6 protein-coding genes are annotated in these 16,032 nt (G+C 72.1%); 4 read left to right on the forward strand and 2 right to left on the reverse strand.

Annotation, left to right across the window (positions count from 1 at the left end):
* The first annotated feature begins 1 nt into the window (after position 1).
* From GTY96_RS23555 to GTY96_RS23570, 4 genes are all read left to right on the forward strand, one after another.
* Positions 2-3,031 (forward strand): type I polyketide synthase, encoded by a 3,030-nt coding sequence (locus tag GTY96_RS23555; protein WP_161665887.1) that lies wholly within the window; start codon positions 2-4, stop codon positions 3,029-3,031.
* Positions 3,028-11,082, forward strand: coding sequence for a non-ribosomal peptide synthetase/type I polyketide synthase (locus tag GTY96_RS23560; protein WP_161665888.1), 8,055 nt, complete (start codon positions 3,028-3,030; stop codon positions 11,080-11,082). Before GTY96_RS23555 ends, GTY96_RS23560 begins: the two co-directional genes overlap by 4 nt.
* A gap of 59 nt (positions 11,083-11,141) precedes the next feature.
* Positions 11,142-12,083, forward strand: a complete 942-nt coding sequence (locus GTY96_RS23565) for a hypothetical protein (RefSeq protein ID WP_161665889.1) — start codon at positions 11,142-11,144, stop codon at positions 12,081-12,083.
* A 100-nt stretch (positions 12,084-12,183) separates the two neighbouring features.
* The gene (locus tag GTY96_RS23570; RefSeq protein WP_161665890.1) at positions 12,184-13,476 is read left to right on the forward strand and encodes a WD40/YVTN/BNR-like repeat-containing protein; all 1,293 of its coding nucleotides are present in this window, start codon (positions 12,184-12,186) and stop codon (positions 13,474-13,476) included.
* A gap of 209 nt (positions 13,477-13,685) precedes the next feature.
* On the opposite strand, the gene GTY96_RS23575 is transcribed toward GTY96_RS23570, so the two are convergent.
* Both GTY96_RS23575 and GTY96_RS23580 read right to left on the reverse strand, forming a co-directional pair.
* Positions 13,686-14,942, reverse strand: a complete 1,257-nt coding sequence (locus tag GTY96_RS23575) for a hydroxymethylglutaryl-CoA synthase family protein (protein ID WP_143904993.1) — start codon at positions 14,940-14,942, stop codon at positions 13,686-13,688.
* Positions 14,943-14,984: 42 nt separating this feature from the next.
* Positions 14,985-16,022, reverse strand: coding sequence for a zinc-binding dehydrogenase (locus GTY96_RS23580; RefSeq protein WP_143904994.1), 1,038 nt, complete (start codon positions 16,020-16,022; stop codon positions 14,985-14,987).
* Between the last annotated feature and the right edge of the window lie 10 nt (positions 16,023-16,032).

Consider the following 16,032-nt stretch of genomic DNA (forward strand, 5'->3'; position numbering starts at 1 on the left):
CATGACGGCCCCATTGCCAACCGCGAATGATCCCACGCTGCTCAAGCGCAGCCTCGACGCGCTGAAGGACCTCCGGGCCCGTTTCGAGGCCCTGGAGTCACGTGGCCGGGAGCCCATCGCCATCATCGGGTTGGGGTGCCGCATCCCAGGGGGAGGAGAGACCCCGGAGTCTCTCTGGAAGATGCTCCGCGGGAAGGTGGACGCGGTCAGCGAGGTGCCCGCGGACCGGTGGGATGTGTCGCGGTACTTCGACGCGGACGTGGCCACGCCGGGGCGCATGCACATGCGGTACGGCGCCTTCCTCGACGCGCCCGACCGGTTCGACCCGTACTTCTTCGGCATCTCGCCCCGCGAGGCGTCGCAGATGGATCCGCAGCAGCGCCTCTTCCTGGAAGTAGCGTGGCACGCGCTGGAGGACGCGGGCCTGAGCGCGAAGGCGCTCGCGGGCAGCGACACCGGCGTCTTCGTGGGGGCCAACGGGAACGACTACCTCCAGCTCCAGCTCTCCGAGCCGGACGTCCTCGACACGTACTCGCTCGTGGGCGGCACGAACTGCATCATCCCCAACCGCCTCTCGTACCTGTTGGACCTGCGCGGGCCGAGCATGGCCTTCGACACGGCCTGCTCCTCCTCGCTCGTGGCGGTGCACCAGGCCTGCCAGAGCCTGCGCGGCGGCGAGAGCTCCACCGCCATCGTGGGCGGGCTCAACCTTCTGCTGTCGCCCGTCGTGTCGGTGGCGCACTCCAAGGGCCTGCCCCTGGCGCCCGACGGTCGCTGCAAGACGTTCGACTCCCGTGCGGACGGCTACGTGCGCGGCGAGGGCTGCGGCGTCGTGGTGCTCAAGCGCCTGTCGGACGCGCTCGCCGCGGGTGACAACATCTGGGCCGTCATCCACGGCTCGGCCGTCAACCAGGACGGGCTCAGCAACGGCCTCACCGCCCCCAACGGCGGGGCGCAGCGCGCGGTCATCCGCAAGGCGCTGGAGCGGGCGCGGCTCACCGGCGCGGAGGTGGGCCTCATCGAGGCGCACGGGACGGGCACCTCGCTTGGCGACCCCATCGAGGTCGAGGCCCTGTCCGAAATCTACGGGGGCTCGGAAGGGGAGCGGCGGCCCTGCGCGCTCGGCTCCATCAAGACGAACATCGGACACCTGGAGGCGGGCGCGGGCATCGTCGGCATCCTCAAGGTGGCGCTGGCGCTCAAGCACGGCGCCATCCCGGCGAACCTGCACTTCCAGGCGCTCAACCCCCACATCTCGCTGGACGGCACGCGCCTCTTCGTCCCGACCGAGCTGACGCCGTGGCCGGGCCCCGCCGAGCGCAGGTACGGCGCGGTCAGCTCGTTCGGCGCGGGCGGCACCAACGCGCACGTCGTGCTGGGATCCGTGGAGTCCTCGCGGCCCGAGGCGGCGCCGCGTCCGACCAAGGCCGTGGCGGAGCGAGCCCACCTGCTGGTGCTCTCCGCTCGCAGCCGCACCGCGCTGGCGAACGTGGCCTGGCGTCTGGCGGATCACCTGTCGAGCGGTCCCGGCCAGCACGAGCCGCTGGAGGACCTCTGCGCGACGGCGGCGCTGCGCAGGACGCACCACAACCACCGGGTGGGGCTGGTGGTCCGGTCGCGCGAGGATGCCATCCAGAAGCTCCGGGCGTTCCACCAGGGTGCCCCGGCGATGCGGTCGGGGCCCGCGGGGAGGCCCGGGCGCGCGGTGTTCGTCTTCCCCGCGCAGCAGCCGCTCTCCGGAGCTCGGCTGGAGTCGCTGGGCCGAGACTGTCCGGTGTTCGCCCAGGCCCTGGAGCGCTGTCGTGGCGCGCTCCAATTGGCGGCAGGTCCGCGCGGAGGCGCCGACAGCGTCGGTGAGCATTTCGCCGTGCAGGTGGCGCTCGCCGAGCTGTGGCGTTCGTGGGGCGTCGAGCCGGGCGCGGTGGTGGGGCAGGGCGTGGGGGAGATCGCCGCGGCCCATGTCGCGGGCGCGCTCTCGCTGGAGGACGCCGCGCGCGTGGCGGCCCGGTGTGGCGCCCTGCTGACGAAGGGCACCGCGTCCCCCGAAGCACTGGCCGCGGAGCGGTTGGGGCTGACCCCTCGGCCCACGTCGGTGCCCATGTATTCGGCGGAAGGGACAGAGCTGGACGGCGAGGTTCAGGGCGCCGCCTCCTGGTCCCGGTGCCTGCGCCATCCGGCGTCGGTCCTGCCGGCCCTCGAGGAGTCGCTGCGCGCGGGTCACGCGCTCTTCGTCGAGCTGAGCCCCGAGCCGGTGTTCGTCGCGACGGTGATGGAGGTCGCCGCTCGGCAGGGCCCGACGGATGCGCTCGCGGTGCCCAGTCTGCGTGCGGGCCAGGACGGGCTGGAGGCCCTGCTGGAGTCCGCGGGTGCGCTGCACGCGGCGGGGTTGGGCGTGCGGCTGGAGGGGTTGCTCGCGCCGCATCAGCGCTTCCGCCGCCTTCCGCTCTATCCCTTCGAGCGCGAGTCCTTCTGGTTCAAGGAGCGGCCGGTGAACCTGCGGACCTCCACGCGGGGCACCAGCCTGGAGCTTCCCCTCGCGGCGGTGCGTGACACGCCCCCGGAGCCCGCCTCCCGGCGCGTCGGCGATGTTCGCGCGCCGGTCACGGCGAGGCAGGCCGAGTGGGCCGCGCTGCCGGAGCGTGAGCGAGGCACCCGGCTGCGGAGCCTGGTGCACACGGAGGTGGCGCGCATCCTGAAGTTCGACGCCGCGCGGCTCGACCCGAAGGAGGGCTTCTTCCAGATGGGCATGGACTCCGTGATGGCAGGGCAGCTGCGCAACCGGATGGAGCAGCAGCTGGGGCGCAAGTTCGCCGTCACCGTCATCTTCGAGAACCCCTCCGTGGAGCGGCTGTCCCGACAGCTGGCCACCTTCCTGGTGCCGCCCCCGGCACCGTCCACCGCGCACCGCACCGAGGCGACCCCCTCGAGGCTCATGCCCCTGGAGACAGGAGCCGGCGCGGACAGCATCGCCGACCTCCTGGCCCGGGAGCTCGAAGAGACCTCCTCCCTTTCCAGCAAGGACCTGTCATGAGCCACCAGCCGGCTTCCACCGAAGCGCCCAACCGCGACGAGCTGCTTCAGCGCGCCCTGGAGCGCATCCGTGAGTTCCGCGGCAAGCTCGATGCCGTCGAGTCCCAGCGGACCGAGCCCATCGCCGTGGTCGGCATGTCCTGCCGCCTTCCGGGTGGCAACGACGACCCCGCCGCGCTGTGGCGGTTTCTCCGGGCCGGGGGCGACGGCATCCGCGCGTTCCCGCCGGAGCGAGGGCACGCGGCGACGCCGGAGGGGCAGCCCTTCCGGGGCGGCTTTCTTGAGCAGGTCGACCGCTTCGATGCCGGCGTGTTCGGCATCTCGCCGCGAGAGGCGGCCACGTTGGATCCACAGCAGCGCCTCTTCCTGGAGGTGAGCTGGGAGGCGCTGGAGAACGCCGCGCAGCCCTTCGACAAGCTGGAGGGGAGCACGGCCGGCGTGTTCGTCGGCATCACCAACTACGACTACTGCCAGAAGCTGATGCAGGAGACGCCCATCGAGCAGCTGGACGCGTACTGCCTCACCAGCAACGCGTCGACGTTCGCGGCGGGGCGCCTGTCCTACTGGCTGGGGTTGCGCGGTCCCAGTCTGTCCGTGGACACCGCCTGCTCGTCCTCCGCCGTGGCCATCCATCAGGCCTGTCAGAGCCTGCGCTCGGGGGAGTGTTCGCTGGCCCTGGCGGGCGGCGTGAACGTGCTGCTGTCACCGGAGTGGTTCGTGGTGCTGTCGCGGGCGGGGATGCTGGCGCCTGACGGCTACTGCAAGACCTTCGACCGCGACGCCAATGGCTACACCCGGGGCGAGGGCTGCGTCGTCTTCGTGCTCAAGCGTCTGTCGGACGCCGTGGCGGCGAAGGACCACATCCACGCGCTCATCCGGGGCTCGTGCGTCAACCAGGATGGCCGCAGCGGTGGCCTCACGGTGCCCAATCCCGCCGCCCAGCAGGACGTCATCCGAGGCGCGCTCCGGGCGGCCCGGGTGGGGGCCGAGCGCGTCAGCTACGTGGAGACGCACGGCACGGGGACGCCGCTCGGCGACCCGATAGAGGTCCGCGCGCTGGGCGCCGCGCTGGGCGAGGGCCGCACCGACGCGGAGCGGATCCGCATCGGGTCCATCAAGGCCAACATCGGGCACCTGGAGCCGGCCGCGGGCGCGGCGGGGCTGATGAAGGTCATCCTCGCGCTCCAGAACGAAGAGCTGCCGCCGCAGGTCCAGTTCCGCGAGCTGAACCCGGAGATCGACCTGGACGCGCTGCCGGTGGCCATCGTCACCCAGCCGGAGGCCTGGCCTCGCGCCCAGCGTCCGCGCGTCGCGGGCGTGAGCTCGTTCGGCGCGAGCGGGACCAATGCCCACTTGGTGGTGGAGGAGGCTCCGAGGGTGGCGCGCGAGGCGAGGGCCTTCGAGCCCTCCGCCCAGCTCTTCACCCTGTCCGCGCGCAGCCCGGCGGCGCTGACGGAGCTGGCGGGCCGTCACGCGGCGCACCTCGCCTCGAAGCGCGACCTCCCGCTGGAGGACGTGTGCTTCAGCGTGAACACGGGGCGGGCCCGCTTCACGGAGCGGCTGGCGCTCCCCGCGAACAACCTGGACGAACTCCAGCGCGCGCTGACCTCTGTCGCGGCGGGAGAGCTTCCCGCGGGCGCTTCGCTGGGGCGTGCGCAGGTCGGGCAGGGGCCCAAGGTGGCCTTCCTGTTCACGGGGCAGGGCAGTCAGTTCCCGGGCATGGCGGTGGAGCTTCATGCCACGCAGCCGGTGTTCCGGCAGGCCCTGGAGCGCTGCGCGTCGGCGCTGACGCCGCACTGGGACGTGCCCCTGCTCACGCTCCTGCGCGCGGAGGGCTTCACGGCGGGGTTGTTGGATCAGACCCGGTACACCCAGGCCGCGCTCTTCTCCGTGGAGTACGCGCTCGCGATGCTCTGGCGCAGCTGGGGCGTGACGCCCTCGGCCGTGCTGGGGCACAGCGTGGGCGAGTACGTCGCGGCCTGCGTGGCGGGCGTCTTCGAGCCCGAGGCGGCGGTGGCCCTGCTCGCCGTGCGCGGCGCGCTCATGCAGTCGCTGCCCGAGGCCGGCGCGATGGCGTCCGTCTTCGCCAGCGAGGCCCAGGTGCGCGCGGCGCTGGAGGGGCGGTCGGCGCGCGTGTCCGTGGCCGCGGTGAACGCGCCGGACAACGTGGTCATCTCCGGTGACGCGGGCGTCGTGGAGGACGTGCTGCGCGGCCTGACGGAGCAGGGGCTCAAGCACAAGCGCATCAACGTCTCGCAGGCGTTCCATTCGCCGCTGCTCGACCCGATGCTGGACGAGCTGGAGCGCGCCGCGTCCCGGCTCACGTTCCGCGAGCCGTCCATTCCGCTCATCTCCAACCTGACCGGCCGGCCCGTGGACGCCGCCACGCTGGGGCCGCGCTACCTCCGTGACCACGCCCGCGAGGCCGTGCGGTTCCAGGCCAGCATGGAGTGGCTGCTCGAGAACGGCTTCGACACCTTCGTGGAGGTGGGGCCCGCGCCGCACCTGATCGGCATGGTGAAGCGCTTCGCGGCCAGTGACGCGCGGAGCTTCCTGCCCTCGATGCGCAAGGGCCTGGAGCCCCTGCGCTCCATGCTGGAGGCCGCCGGAGCCCTGTTCACGCGGGGCGCGGACCTGGACTGGGATGCGTTCGGGACGGGGCTCGATCCCCACCGCGTCCCGCTGCCGACGTATGCCTTCGAGCGGAAGCGGTACTGGTATCCCACGGCGGCGTCGGGCGCGGGAACGCGTCGCGCGGCGGTGCTCGAGGAGAAGGACGGGGCGCCCACGCTGCTGGGACACCGGCTGCCGTCGCCGCTGCCTTCCGCGCAGTTCCGAGTGCGGTACGACGCCGCCCAACACCCCTGTCTGGGCGACTGCCGCATGGGCGGGATGCGGGTGGTCAACGTGGGCGTCTTCCTGGAGGCCGCGCTCCAGGCCTGGAGTGCCCTGACGCCGGGGGGCGGTGCGTGCCGCGTGGAGGGCCTCTCGGTCCGTCGCGGCCTCCTGCTGGACGAGGAGGAGACGCGCGTCGCGCACCTCGTGGTGGACGCGCAGGACGCGAAGGGGGAGCGCGGCTTCGCGCTCTACAGCGTGCCGCCCGGAGCGCCGGAGGACTCGGGCGCCTGGGCGATGCACGTGGAGGGGCGGCTCGCGGGGGCCGGAGAGGCCACACGCCTGGAGTCCGCTGAAGCCGTCCTCGAACACTGCACACGGAAGCTGGACGGCGCGGAGTTCTACGCGCGCATGGAGCAGCGTCAGCTGGTGCTGGGGCACTCGGCGCGTTGGATTGAGCAGGTCCACTTCCGCGAGGGCGAGGCGCTCGCGATGATGCGCGCGCCGGAGGGCCGGGAGGCGGAGGACTACCGCGTCCACCCGGGGCTGGTGGATGCGCTCTTCCAGGCGGTCTTCGCGTGCCTGCCCGGTGATGTGCCCGCGGACGCCATCTACATGATCGTCGAGGTGGCGCGGTTCGTCGTCGGAACCACCGCTCCGGCGGGGCCGAGCCAGGCCCACGTGCGGCTGCGTCCCTGGAAGCAGGGCGACACGACGCTCGTCGCGGACGTGGACCTGGCCGACGCCCAGGGCCGTGTCTTCCTGCGCGCGGAAGGGGCGCTGCTCAAGCGCACGACGACCGAAGGGCTCCAGAAGGCGACGCGCGCGGAGGTGGCGCCGCTGCGTGCCGCGCGTCCCGCGTCGACGGGCCTGCGGGACGTGCTCGCGCGCCTCCCGGTGCCGGAGCGCGCGCCCCGGCTCCTCGAGTGGCTGCGTGGACAGGTCGCGATCATCCTGCGCGCCACGGCCGCGGAGGTCGACCTGGACGCGCCGCTGGGACACGCGGGCTTCGACTCGCTGATGGCGCTGGAGCTCAAGAGCGCGGTCGCCAACGAGCTGTCCGTGGCGCTGTCGCTCGGCGGCCTCCTGGCGGGGGCCAACCTCAAGGCGCTGTGCGCGGAGGTCCTGGGCCAGCTCGGCTTGGAGGCCACCGCGGCGGGTGCTCTGGAGCAGGCGCTGGCGGTGCGGGCGGAGGTCTCCTCGGGGCCGGTGGGGGTGCTGCGGCACGACGAGGAGGCACGCCACCAGCCCTTCGGCATGACCGACCTCCAGCAGGCGTACCTGCTGGGCCGGACGCGTTCGTTCGAGCTGGGCGGGGTGTCGACCTACTTCTTCATCGAGGTGGACCTGCTGGGCGTGGACTTGGAGCGGCTGGGCGCGAGCCTGGACGTCATCATCCAGCGCCACGACATGCTGCGCGCGGTGGTCACGCCGGACGGGCAGCAGCGGGTGTTGCCCACGGTCCCCCCGTTCGTCATCCGTACGGTGGACCTCCGGGGGCAGGAGGCCTCCGACGTCGAGCAGGCGCTGGCGGCCCTCCGGACGGAGATGGCGACGCAGGTCTTCCGCACGGACCGCTTCCCGCTGTTCGACGTGCGGGCCACGCGCATCGACGGCGAGCGCACGCGGCTGCACCTGGGCTTCGACGCGCTGGTGGTGGACGCGTGGAGCACGTCGCTGTTGTTCAAGGAGTGGTCCACGGTGTACCGCGAGGGGGCGGGGGCGCTGCGGCCCATCGAGATCACCTTCCGCGACTACGTCCTGGGCGTGCAGGCGCTTGAAAGCGGCCCCGACTACGCCGCCGCGGAGAGGTACTGGCGCGAGCGCGTGCCCAGGCTTCCCCCGGCGCCGGAGCTCCCGATGGCGCGCCACCCGGGCACGCTGGAGCTGCCGCGCTTCACGCACCGTTCGTTCCGGCTGCCGAAGGCGCAGTGGGCGCGCTTCAAGGAGCTGGCACGCGGGGCGGGCGTGACGCCCTCCATGGTGCTGTGCGCGGCCTACGCCGAGGTGCTGGCGACGTGGGGCCGCAGCCGCGCCTTCACGCTCAACGTGCTGTTCTTCAACCGCGTCCCGCTGCACCCGCACGTGGACCGCGTGCTTGGCAACTTCAGCGCCACCACGCTGCTGGAGGTGGACGTGCAGCGCGCGGAGTCCCTCTCCGCCCGGGCGGAGCGGCTTCAGCAGCAGCTGTGGAACGACCTGGACCACGCCTCGTTCAGCGGGGTCCGGGTGCTGCGCGAGCTGAACCGGCGGGACGGGGACATGCGGCGTGCCCGCATGCCCGTCGTCTTCGCGAGCACCATCAACTTCCACTCGCGCGAAGGCGAGGCGGCGCCGGCCGGCCTGGCCCAGCACCTGCTCGCCATGGGCACCGGCGGCGAGGAGATCCACAGCAGCATCCGCACGCCGCAGGTGTTCCTGGACCATCAGGTGGTGGAGGACGCCGGGGGGCTCATCCTCAACTGGGACGTGGTCGAGGAGCTGTTCCCGGCGGGGATGATCGACGCCATGTTCCAGGCCTACTCCGGGCTGGTGCTGCGTCTGGCGGCGGAGGAGTCCGCCTGGACGGAGCGCACGCGGCTGCTCGTGCCGCCGGAGCAACTGGAGGCCCGTCAGCAGGCCAACGCGACCGCGGCCCCGCTCGTCCAGGGCCTCATCCACGAGCCCTTCGTGAAGGCCGCCGCGCTGGGGCCGGACCGGCCCGCGGTCATCACCGCGCGCCGCACGCTCACGTACGCGGAGCTGGACGCCGCCTCCAACCGCGTCGCGCGCTGGCTGCGAGAGCAGGGTGCGCGGCCCAACGCGCTCGTCGCCGTGGTGATGGAGAAGGGCTGGGAGCAGGTCGTGGCCGCGATGGGCGTGCTCAAGTCCGGCGCGGCCTACGTGCCCATCGACGCCCACCTGCCTCCCGCGCGCCTGCGCTACCTGCTGGAGAACACGGGGGCCCGGCAGGTGCTGACCCAGTCCTGGCTGAAGCTGGACCTGTCCGGCGTGGATCCGGGCGCCGTGCTGGCCATCGATGGACCGGAGGCACAGCGCCCGGAGGCCGGCCCGCTGGCGAGCGTGCAGCGGCCGGACGACCTCGCGTACGTCATCTACACGTCCGGGTCCACGGGCCACCCCAAGGGCGTGATGATTGAACACCGGGCGGCGCTCAACACGCTCCTGGACGTCAACACGCGCTTCGACATCACCGCGGACAGCCGGGGGTTCGCGCTGTCCGCGATGAACTTCGACCTGTCGGTCTGGGACGTCTTCGGCCTGCTGGCCGCGGGCGGAGCGCTGGTCATCCCGGAGCCCGGGGAGCTGCGGGAGCCCGGCCGCTGGCTGCACCTCGTGCGCGAGCACCGCGTGACGGTGTGGAACAGCGTCCCGGCGTTGATGGAGATGCTGGCCGACCATCTGGCGGGCTGTGGGGAGACCTGGCCCCAGTTGAGGACGGTGATGATGAGCGGGGACTGGATCCCCGTGTCGCTGCCGGAGCGCATCCGCGCCGTGGCGCCCCGGGCCGCGCTCTACAGCATGGGCGGCGCCACCGAGGCGTCCATCTGGTCCATCCTGTATCCCATTGGCGACGTCGACCCGGCCTGGCCCAGCATTCCCTACGGCAAGGCGATGGTGAACCAGCGGATGCTGGTGCTCGACGAGGCGCTCGTGCCGTGCCCCACCTGGGTGCCGGGGCAGATCTTCATTGGCGGCGTGGGCGTCGCGCGGGGCTACTGGAAGGATGAGGAGAAGAGCCGCGCCAGCTTCATCCGCCATCCGCTGACCGGAGAGCGGCTGTACCGGACGGGCGACCTGGGGCGCTTCCTGCCCAGCGGCGACATCGAGTTCCTGGGCCGCGAGGACTTCCAGGTCAAGGTCCAGGGCTTCCGCATCGAGCTGGGCGAGATCGAAACCGCGCTGCTCCAGCACCCGGGCGTGCGCGCCGCCGTGGCGTCCGCCGTGGGTGAGAAGCGGGGCAACAAGCGGCTGGTGGCGTACGTGGTGCTCGACGCCGAGGCGCCTCCGGCGATGGACGCGCTGCGCGACGCGCTCCGCGCGAAGCTGCCGGAGTACATGGTGCCGCAGACGTTCGTGACGCTGGACGCGCTGCCGCTCAGCGCGAACGGGAAGGTGGATCGCTCCGCGCTGCCGTCGCTGGGGGACGCGCGGCAGCCGAAGCAGCCCGTCGCCCGGGTGGCGCCCCGCACGGACCTGGAGAAGCAGCTGGTGCACCTCTGGGAAGGGCTGCTGCCGGGACCGGTGGGCATCCACGACAACTTCTTCGAAGTGGGCGGGAACTCGCTGCTCGCGGTGCGGCTGATGGCGAGGCTGCGCCAGGAGCTGGGCCGGGAGCTGCCGCTCGCGACCCTCTTCGAGATGCCCACGGTGGAGCTGCTCGCCGCGTCGCTGTCCGGGGCGGAAGGGACGTCCCAGGAGGGCAGGGGGGCGCTGGTGCCCATCCAGCCCGCGGGCACGAAGCCTCCATTGTTCCTGGTGCACCCCGTGGGGGGCAGCGTCCTCTGCTACGCGGAGCTGGCGCGCAAGCTGGGGACGGAGCAGCCCGTCTTCGGGCTCCAGGTTCCGCCTGGTGCGCCGCCCCGGTCCATCGAGGCCATGGCCTCCGCCTACCTGGACTCGCTCCGCGAGGTCCAGCCGCGCGGCCCGTATCACCTGGGTGGGTGGTCCATGGGCGGCGTCGTGGCCTACGAGATGGCACGCCAGCTCCATGCGGCGGGTGACACGGTCGCCACGCTCGCGCTCATCGACGTGCTCGTGCCGCCCGCGGGGCAGGGCGGGGACGCGATGGACGAGGCGGCGCTGATGGCGCGCTTCGCGGAGGACCTGGGCGCGTTGTCCGCCCGCCGGGTGAAGGTGGATGCCGGCGCGCTGCGGTCCCTGCCCTCGGAGGCGGTGCTGGAGCGCGTGGTGGATGACCTGCGAGCGCAGGAGGCCATCGCGCCGGAGCTCGACCGCGCGACGCTGGGGGCGCACGCGGAGGTGTTCAAGGCGAACATGCGCGCGCTCACGGCGTACCAGGCCCGGCCCTACGCCGGCCGCGTCTGGTTCTGTCGGGGCGCGCAGCCCGGAGGCGCCTCGCGGCAGAACGCGGAGGCGTGGCTCCAGCTGTCCTCGGGCGGCGAGCTCGTGGAGCTGGAAGGCAATCACTACACGCTGTTCAGCCACGGGCTCGACGCGCTCGTGGGCTCGCTTTCGTCCGCCCTTCGCGCGTGAGCAGGGGCGGGGCTGTCTTGCGTCGTCTGGATTCGTTCTTCGTTCACAAGGAGTGCACCGTGTCGCTGCGTCTGAGTCCGTGGATCCTGGGTGTGGCCCTGCTGGGCATGGCTGGCTGTTCCGATGAAGGGGAGACCGTCGATGCCTGTATCGACAACCAGTCCAAGAAGGTCTCCGAGAAGGAGCTGTCCTCGGAGGTGAAGCACGGTGCCTACCGAGGCCCATGCGACCTGATGGAGAACCGTGTGTCGTTTGGCGATGGCTACGTGCAGTCCATCGTCCACAAGAACGCGGACGGTTCGGTGAAGGCCATTGGCGTGACCGTGGACCAGGCCGCCATGGACACCCTGCCCATGGTGCCGACGAACGACGGGCAGACGTGCTGGGACATGAACAATGACGGGGTGACGGACCCGGAGAAGGAGTGCAACGGCGGGCACGAGCGCGTGCTCTGGTTCCCCAAGATCAGGGACGTCCCCTTCCAGTGGATCATGTTCAACTGGCAGGGCCGGGGGCACGGCCCCATCGGCGCGTTCGACAAGGGGCACTTCGACCTGCACTTCTTCATGCAGGACTTCGTGAAGCGGAACTTCATCCGCACTGGGCCGTGCGGCGTCTACACGGACTGCAACGACTACGCGAAGGCCATCAAGGACCCCCCGGCGCCCTTCTACCCGACGGGCTTCGAGAACCAGCGCGGCGTCTCCGCGCGCATGGGCAACCACCTGGCGGACATCGCGGAGTCGCCCTTCAACGGCGAGCCCTTCACGCAGGCGTTCGTCTATGGCGCGTACGACGGCCACATCACGTACTTCGAGACCGTCGTCGAGGGCAGCTTCGCCAAGAGCAAGCCGGCCGATGACTGCCGGGTCATCAAGGCGCCTCCGGCGATGGAGGCCTCGGGCCTCTACCCGACGCGCTACTGCATGCGCTACCGCGCCGACAAGGGCGACTACCTGATGACGCTCGAGGACTTCGAGTACCGGAACGCGGCGAACTGACGCGCGGTCCATCGAAGTGCCGCGCGCCGGAGGCCCCGGCGCGCGGAGTTTCACCCCTCCTCCTCGCCCGCGAGGCGCATCGCCGCACCGGAGCCACACCGTGACGAAGACTTCCGTCCTCCTGTCCTGGAGGCTGCCGCTGCTCCTGTCGCTGTGGGCGGCGCCGGCGGTGGCGCATTGGGGCATGCCTGACGAGGCGAGCAGCATCAGCGTACGCGGAGGGCACGAGGACGATTGGATCATGGGCGACCCGTCGGGCGCGCTCATCTCCCGAGACCACGGCGCGACGTGGCGGTGGATCTGCCCGGAGGGCATGGGCATCGCCATCTGGCGCCCGGAGCGCTACTTCTGGCTTTCCGGAGGGACGCTGCTCGCCGCCACGGGGAGCGCGCTGGTGCGCTCCGACGATGCCGGCTGCACGTGGACTCCGGATGCCTTCTTCAAGGACACCTGGGTCACGAGTCTGGCCATGCATGCGTCCGACGAGCAGCGTCTCTACGTCAGCACCGGCCGGCCCTCCCTGAGCAACGGGCTCTACCGCTCCGAGGATGGCGGCGGGTCGTGGACACTCGTGCTCCCGCCGACGCTGAACTCCCGCTTCACGTCCATCCGCGTCGCCGCTTCGGATCCGCAGCGCGTCTATGCCTCGGGCCAGGACGTGGACGGCCAGTTCCTCACCCGCAGCGAGGATGGCGGCCAGACCTGGACCCGGCTGCCCCAGCCGCTGACCCGCTTCCAGCTCCCGTACGATCTCGTCCTGCTGCGCGTGAGCGATACCTCGCCCGACGTGCTCTGGGCGCGGGTCTCCGCCCAGGGCCGCGACTCATTGCTCAAGAGCACGGATGGCGGCGCCACGTTGACGCCCGTGATGGACACCTACGAGCGGATCGCCAGCGTGGAGTCCTCCGAGGACGGGCGCACGGTCTGGGTCTCCACCACGACCCGCCTCTTCCGGGGCCACGACGACGAGCCCTTCGTGGAGCTCGCGGAGCCGAACGGAAACGCCTGCTCCCTGAAGCGCGGCGGTTCCCTCTACGCCTGTGGCGCGAGCTGGACCGGGGGCTGGGCGCTGGCGCGCAGCGCCGACGAGGGAACGACCTGGGAGCCGATGTTCCGGCTCAGCGACGTGAAGGGCGCGCACCAGTGTCCCGCCACGACGCCCGTGCAGCAGCGATGTCCGGCCTTGTGGCCCCAGCTGGCGCAGCTCTTCGGAGCGCCCGTTCCCGGCAGCGACGCCGGGGTGGAGCCCGTGACCCCCACGCCTCCGGGGGAGCAGCCGCCGCCGAAGGATGGTTGCGCGGCGGCGCCCGGGTGGGTGCCGGGGGCGCTCGTGCTGGTCGCGGCGGCATGGGGCCGCCGCTCGCGGTGGAGCTTCCGGGGACGCCGGATGTGAGGGCGCGAATGCGCCAGGGTGAACGTCGCTCCTGACCTTGCTCCCGGAGGCCGCCCGTCCTCGCGGCGGGAGCGGTGGGCCCCTGTCACGGCGCGAACCCGAAGGGCCCTCCGGAGGTGCCGACACTGGAGGACGAAGCCCAAGGCGCGGTGCTCTCCCTCCTGGGGGTGTGAGCCAGGAGGAGGGCTCCCGCGACGGGCACGCCGTGGCTACGCCGCGCCGCCCGCGTACTTGCGGCGGTACTCGTGGATCTCCGCCAGCCGGAACGTGCCCGGCTCCGGCGCAATCGCCTCCGGCGCGTCGTAGGGCAGGTTCATCAGCCGCTCGTACTCCTCCACCGACACGCGCTCGCGCTTCGCCAGCACCGTGTCCAGGTCCGCGCGGGCCATGCGCTCCGGGGCCTTCTCGCCCACCACGCCGGAGTAGAACTCCGCGCAGGAGCCGCTGCCGTAGGACAGCAGGCCGATGCGCTGGTTCGCCAGCGCCGCGCCCTCCGCGTGCAGCTGGCCCGCGAGCGCCAGATACAGCGACGCCGTGTAGACGTTGCCCACGCGAGCGTTCAGCCCCAGCGACTTCGCCACCTGCGCGTCGTAGCTGGCCTGGGACTTCGCGGCCTCGTCGCGCGCCTCGGGCGTGGCTGGCCCGTTGCCGGAGTCCTCCAGGTCGCACAGCCGCACCTGCGCGTGCGCCTTGCGCGCCATCTTGCAGAAGGGCACGTGGTAGAGGATCCGCGCCAGCTGCTCGCTGGGCAGCTTGGAGTCCCAGCGCACCAGGCCCTGCTCCAGGGCGCGCTCGCGCCAGCCGCGGTACGCCCCCGCCATCGCGTCCAGGTAGCAGGTGATGGAGTAGTGCCCGTCCACCAGCGCCTCGCGCCGGCCCACCGGACGCCAGAAGTCATACACGTCCGCGGTGCTCACGCCGTTGAGCCCCACGTCCATCGCCAGCAGGTCCGGCGTCTCCGACACCAGGAGCGCCACCGCGCCGCCGCCCTGGGTGGGCTCGCCCGCCGTCTTCAGGCCGTAGCGCGCGATGTCCGTGCACACCACCAGCGCGGAGCGGCCCGCCGCGGCGCCGGAGGCGATCCACTCCACCGCCGCCATCAGCCCCGCCGTGCCGCCGTAGCAGGCGTGCTGCGAGTCGAACGTGCGCATGGCGCGCGGCAGCTTGAGCAGGCCGTGCACGTGCGACGCGATGGGCTTCGAGTGGTCCACGCCCGTCTCGGTGCCCACCACCAGCATGCCCAGCTTCGCGGGATCCACGTCCTGCTGCTGGAGGAGCCGCGCCGCCGCCGTGGCCGCCAGCGACACGGAGTCCTCGCCCGGGTCGTTGACCGCCATCTCCTTCGCGCCCAGGCCCGCGGTGAACTTCGCCGGGTCCACGCCGCGCGCCCGCGCCAGGTCCTCGATGTCCACGTACCGGCGAGGGACCGCCACCGCCAGCGCTTCGATTCCAACCCGCTTCTTCATGGGGAACTCCTCAAGAGCAAAAGGTCGCGACCGCGAAAGGCCTCACGCCGCCGGCGGCACCAGCACCAGCCGGCCCGCCACTTCCCGGTTCTCCAGCCGGAAGTGCGCACGGCCCGCGTCCGCCAGCGCCACCTCCTCCGACACGAAGGGACGGATGAGGCCCTTCGCCGTGAGCCGCAGGGATTCATCCAGCTCCACGCGCGTGGTCGCGTACGCGCCCAGGATCTCCAGCTCCTTCACGATGACGAGCCCCGGGTTCAGGTTCACCACCCCCGACTCCAGGTTGCCCACCACCACCACGCGTCCACCGGGCGCCATGGCCTTGAGCGTCTGGTCGAAGGTCGCGCTGCCGACGATCTCCACCGCCACGTCCACGCCCTGGCCCTGCGTGCGCTTGCGCGCCTCCGAGCCGAAGTCCAGGCCGCGCGACACGATGACCTCGTCCGCGCCCGCCTCCTTGAGCGCGGCGACCTTCGCCTCGCCGGAGGTGATGGCGATGACGCGCGCCCCGTCCACCTTCGCCAGCTGCACGGCGGCCAGCCCCACGCCGCCGCTGGCGCCGGTGATGAGCACCGTCTCCCCGGCCTTCACCTTCGCGCGCGTGCGCAGCGTGTGCACCGCGGTGCCCAGGGTGCAGCACACCGTCGCGGCCACCGCCCAGGGCAGGTCCGCGGGCACGCGGCCCAGGCCGCGCACCGGGGCCACCATGAACTGCGCGTAGCCGCCCTGCAGCTCCTCGCCGAAGAAGCGGTTGTCCTGCTTGCACAGGCTGTTGCGGCCGGAGAGGCACAGCGCGCACTCACCGCAGGACATGCGCTGGAGCGTGGCGGCGCGGTCGCCCACCTTCCAGCCCACCGTCTCCGGGCCCACCTCCACCACCTCGCCCGCGGCTTCGTGGCCCAGGATGGCGGGCACGTGCGTGCGGGGCAGGTTGCCGCGGCGGTTGATGACGTCGTGGTAGCAGACGCCGCACGCGTGCACGCGCAGAAGCACCTCGCCCTTGCCCGGCCGGGGCACCGGCACGGTCTCCAGACGCAGGTTCTCTGCATTCCCGAACTGGCGAAGAACGACAGCTTCCATCTGGTGCCTC

The organism is Corallococcus silvisoli, assembly GCF_009909145.1.
GTDB classification, from domain to species: domain Bacteria; phylum Myxococcota; class Myxococcia; order Myxococcales; family Myxococcaceae; genus Corallococcus; species Corallococcus silvisoli.

Coding starts and splice junctions, on each gene's coding strand:
- GTY96_RS23555 (WP_161665887.1), top strand. CDS start 2: ATGACGGCCCCATTGCCAACCGCGAATGATCCCACGCTGCTCAAGCGC.
- GTY96_RS23560 (WP_161665888.1), top strand. CDS start 3,028: ATGAGCCACCAGCCGGCTTCCACCGAAGCGCCCAACCGCGACGAGCTG.
- GTY96_RS23575 (WP_143904993.1), bottom strand. CDS start 14,942: ATGAAGAAGCGGGTTGGAATCGAAGCGCTGGCGGTGGCGGTCCCTCGC.
- GTY96_RS23580 (WP_143904994.1), bottom strand. CDS start 16,022: ATGGAAGCTGTCGTTCTTCGCCAGTTCGGGAATGCAGAGAACCTGCGT.